Source organism: Streptomyces sp. (genome assembly GCF_031181555.1).
Classification (GTDB): Bacteria; Actinomycetota; Actinomycetes; order Streptomycetales; family Streptomycetaceae; genus Streptomyces; species Streptomyces fimbriatus.
Map to the genome: position 1 here is coordinate 1 of NZ_JAPSKQ010000289.1, position 4102 is coordinate 4102.

The 4102-nt window shown below is 71.4% G+C and carries 4 protein-coding genes; 1 reads left to right on the forward strand and 3 read right to left on the reverse strand.

Features of this window, described 5'->3' with window-relative positions:
* Positions 1-98 precede the first annotated feature (98 nt).
* Positions 99-488, reverse strand: coding sequence for a cupin domain-containing protein (locus tag RIM90_RS30800; RefSeq protein ID WP_309064029.1), 390 nt, complete (start codon positions 486-488; stop codon positions 99-101).
* A 79-nt stretch (positions 489-567) separates the two neighbouring features.
* Positions 568-1464, reverse strand: coding sequence for an alpha/beta hydrolase (locus tag RIM90_RS30805; RefSeq protein WP_309064030.1), 897 nt, complete (start codon positions 1462-1464; stop codon positions 568-570).
* A gap of 118 nt (positions 1465-1582) precedes the next feature.
* Here RIM90_RS30805 and RIM90_RS30810 point away from each other — a divergent pair, with 118 nt between their 5' ends.
* Positions 1583-2617, forward strand: coding sequence for a helix-turn-helix domain-containing protein (locus RIM90_RS30810; protein ID WP_309064031.1), 1035 nt, complete (start codon positions 1583-1585; stop codon positions 2615-2617).
* Between the two features lie 493 nt (positions 2618-3110).
* On the opposite strand, the gene RIM90_RS30815 is transcribed toward RIM90_RS30810, so the two are convergent.
* Positions 3111-4102, reverse strand: a 992-nt coding sequence (locus RIM90_RS30815) for an erythromycin esterase family protein (protein ID WP_309064032.1), incomplete at its 5' end; no start/stop codon positions are given.

Consider the following 4102-nt stretch of genomic DNA (forward strand, 5'->3'; position numbering starts at 1 on the left):
CGGACACGGGTGCTCCCTGAGGCCCGCGGTCCGAACGTGGGTTCCCGACCGTCTCGCAAGGCGGCCGGGCGGCCTTCAGGGCCGTCCTGCGGCACGCTTCAGCCTTCGGTTCGCTTCTCCAGGCGGCTGCCGCGCGGCAGCGTGACGGACATGATGTCGCCGGCGGTGTCCAACGTGATGCGGTGCCATCGACCGCGCGGCACGATGACCGCGGTTCCCGCCGTCAGTTCGATCCGCTCCTGCTCCTCTCCCGGCCGTTCCGGGCGGAACCGGAGGCGTATCCGCCCGGTGAGGCAGGCCACCAGTTCGTCGGCGTCGGGGTGGACCTCCCAGTGGTCGGCGTGGACGTCGGCGTCGGTCTCCACATGGAAGGCCATCAACTGCCAACCGTCCCGCTCGGGGTCGAACACCGGCTGCTCGGCGTGCACGTGGCCGTCCTGGCGGAGGTGGATGAAGGACGCGAAGAGATCGATCGGGGTGACGGTCATGCCGGGTGTCCTTCCTGCGGTGGCCTTTCATCGGACGGGTGGTGGCAGGAGAGTGGCCGGCTCGTCGGCCGCGGCCGTCTCACTCGGCCAGGGCACGGCGCAGGGCCGCGGCGAGCTCGGCGATCTGCCGCTGCGACACCTCGGCGGACAGGATCGCCTGGGACCCGTGGAACGTGCCGGGCCACTGGTGCAGTTCGACCGACACTCCCGCCTGCAGCAGGCGCAGCGCGTAGTCGATGTCCTCGTCGCGGTTCGGGCAGAACTCCGCGGTGGCGACGTAGGCGGGTGGCAGGCCGGACAGGTCGGCGGCCCGCGCCGGGGCGGCGTACGGCGTGGCGGGTGTGGAGCCCAGGTAGTGCCGCCACGCCGCGGAGACCTTGTCCCGGGTCATCCAGGGCGTACTGGTGAAGTTCCGCGCCGACCACGTCTCCTGCCGGTCGTCGAGCCCCGGCTGGTTGAGCAGTTGGTAGCGGATCGGCGGCCCCTGCTGGTCACGCGCCCGCAACGCCACCGCGGCCGCGAGTCCCCCGCCGGCGCTGTGCCCTCCGACCGCGATCCGCTCCGGGTCGATGCCGAGCTCGGCGGCGTGCTCGGCCGCCCAGGTCAGTACGGCGTAGGCGTCGTCCAGAGCAGCCGGGAACGGGTTCTCGGGCGCCAGGCGGTAGCCCACCGAGATCACCACCGTGCCGGAGGCGTCCGCGAGCCGGGCGGCCCACGGGTGCTCGGTGTCCACGTCGCCCATGACGAATCCGCCGCCGTGCAGCCAGACGACGGCGCCCTGCGCCCGGTGCGGACGGTAGATCCGCACCGGCACCTCCGGATCGGCGGGCACCGTGCGGTCCTCGACCTCCATTCCCGCGGTGTCCGGTGCGGGCACCGCGGCGGCCAGTTCGGCGAAGTTCTTGCGCTCGGTGACCGGGTCGATCAGGTCGGCCCGGGGGAACAACGGGATGAATGCTTCGAGTTCGGGATCCATGAGGGCCATCCTCACGGTCGGCCACCCCTCGGAGCAGCCGCCGGCTGTCGGGTTTCCCGCCCGGATCGCGCACCGATCGGCGCCTCGCGTCCAGCCGTGGAGGCCCTATCCTCCTGCCATGGAGGCACTGGTCGCGCGGCTGTCGCACCTGGATCCGGAAGCCGAGGGCGCCCTTCGCGTCGTCATGTTCTACGACACGCTGATGCGCCGACGGGTGGATCTCCCGGCGCTCGCCCGGGCCTCGGCGGCCCTGGCCGAGTGCGTGGCCGGGATCCGGCTCCACGGCACGGGCCGGGTGATCCGCGTCTCGCCCGACGGCAGGGAAACGTCCGCCCCGCCGCCGGTCCCGTCCGTCACGGCACCGATCGGCCTCGACGGGGAGGAGATCGGCACGGTGTGGCTGGAACGCCCCGGCCCGCCCGGCCCGCTCGACGAAGTGGTGCTGGACCGGCTCGCCCTCGCCGCCTCGGCGGTCGTCGAGCGGTACGGCCCGGCCCGCACCACGATGGCCGACCCCGCCCTCGTCGAACTCGTGATCAGCTCCGACAGCGACGAGGCGGCCAGAGCCCGGGCACTGCGGCTCCTGGGTTTCGCGGCCGGCCTGCCCCTCCGCGTCGTCGCCGTGCGGACGCGGCTCCCGCTCGACCGGCTCGGCGGCCTGCTCTGCCCGGCCCGCCCGGTGAAGGCGGCACCGCTGGCCGACGTGGGCGTCATCCTGGCCACCGCCGTGGACCCGGCCCGGTTCCCGGTGGGCGTACGCGCGGGCATCGGCGCCGCCGCGAGCCCCGACCGGTCCTGGCGGGAAGCCCGCACCGCCCTCCGCTTCACCACCCCGCGCGAGCCGGTCGTCCACTACGACGCCCTGGGGGCGGTGGCGCTGCTCGCACAGGTCCCTCCGGAGGCCGCACGGGACAACGCCGACGTGGCCGCGATCGCCCGGGTCGCCGGCGATCCGGAGGATCTGGAGACTCTGGACGCCTACTGCGCCGCCGGCTCCCTGCGCCGGGCCGCCGGCCTTCTCCACCTGCACCACAGCAGCGTCGCCCGCCGACTCGAACAGATCGGAAAGACCCTGGGCATCGAACTCACCGAGCCCACCGGGCTGATACGGGCCAGGCTCGCCCTCACCGCATGGCGGCTGCTCGACGACTGACGAAAGGGCTTGAGGGTGCGGGACTGGGGCGCATCCACCGGTCCTCGGCCGTCGGGAGTGTTTCGGCCCGTCCGGCCGGGCGGGCGAAGCCCTCTGCGACGGGGGACCTTCCGGCTCAGTCCTCCTGCGGGTTCCCGGCGGTGGCCCCGGCGTCCTGCTACTCGGCCGAACGGCCCTTCCCAAAAGGTCCGTTCGACCCTGATTCACTCCGCAACCCAAGTGGACTCGAGTTCTCGGTCATATCGGCGTTCTCGCCCGTGGGGGTCCTCGTGCCGTGCGCAGACGTCCGTCCACAACCACCGCCGTGTCCGGTGCCGTGCTCGCCGCGCTGTTGGCCCCGGTCCCGGAGCTCACTGGTTGTCACCGGCAGAGTCGGCAAAGCCGGCGAATACGACCGGTCGAAGCAGCCTGGTCGTCACCGGTGGGGCACGCGGCTTGTCACGCATGTTCATTCGGCGGGCCTTCTGCCACCCGTGCAGGTGCCGCAGCACCTTCACTGATCGTTCTTTGCACAGGAGAGGGCACGGACTGGGGTGACCTCTCGTGTGTGGAGGACGGCATCGAACCAGTCTGCGAGCGATCCGCCGGAAAGGTGGTAAGAGGCATTGTCAGTGGGGTCGTAGTGGGGACCGATCAGGCGCGTCTTGGTCGGCGTATCGAGCCAGGTCCGCACAGGGGGCGGGCCATCGACGCGCAGGTCCAGAAGATAGGCGTCCAGCCCAGTGCCTCCCAGGACTGCGTCAGCGAAATCCGCCGGAGGAGGCAGGACAGGGTAGGGAGCCATACCGTGGTGGAAGGTCAGGCCGATGGAGACATAACCGGCCCCGAAGTACTCGCGGAGGTAACTGCCCGCGTTCCGGTGCGTCATCGGCGGGGAAGAGGGAGAGACGGTCCGCGGATCGCCGTTGACGGTGTGTGCGATGCCACCCCAGTAGACGATCCTGTCCGAGGTGTCCTCATGCCACCGGATGACGCCCTCGGCCAGACCCCGCTCGATGCCGGCCAGGCCGTCGAGCGGAGTCTGGCCCTGGGGAGGGCGGACGACTCCGGCGAACCGAACCGGGTCATCGGGGTGCCGACGGTTGAAGGAGCGCATCCAGCGGACGACGTCGAGGATCTCCTCGGTCTGCCAGAAAGACCGGGCCTCGGACAGCATCACCCGCGGGTCCCCCGTTCCGGTCCTGATGTACTCGTCGAGTCCGACCCGTGACGCGTCGTCCCCCTCCAGCGCAAGTGAGCGGAATCCCAGTTCCTCGACCAGCAACCGGACGAGCCTGTGCGAGAGAGCGGACAGTTCGTGCGCCTGGCGGGTCGCGGCACCGACAGCTACGACCCGGGCGTCACGCACGATGTCCGCCACCGGTAGGAGATCGGTCAACGGGGCTTCGGAATCGAGCGTGGTGAGGCGACGGGCGTGCCGCCTGATCCACTCGATCACCGTCTCGGACATGGCCAGACCTCCAGTCAAGAGCGATCGGTTCCGGA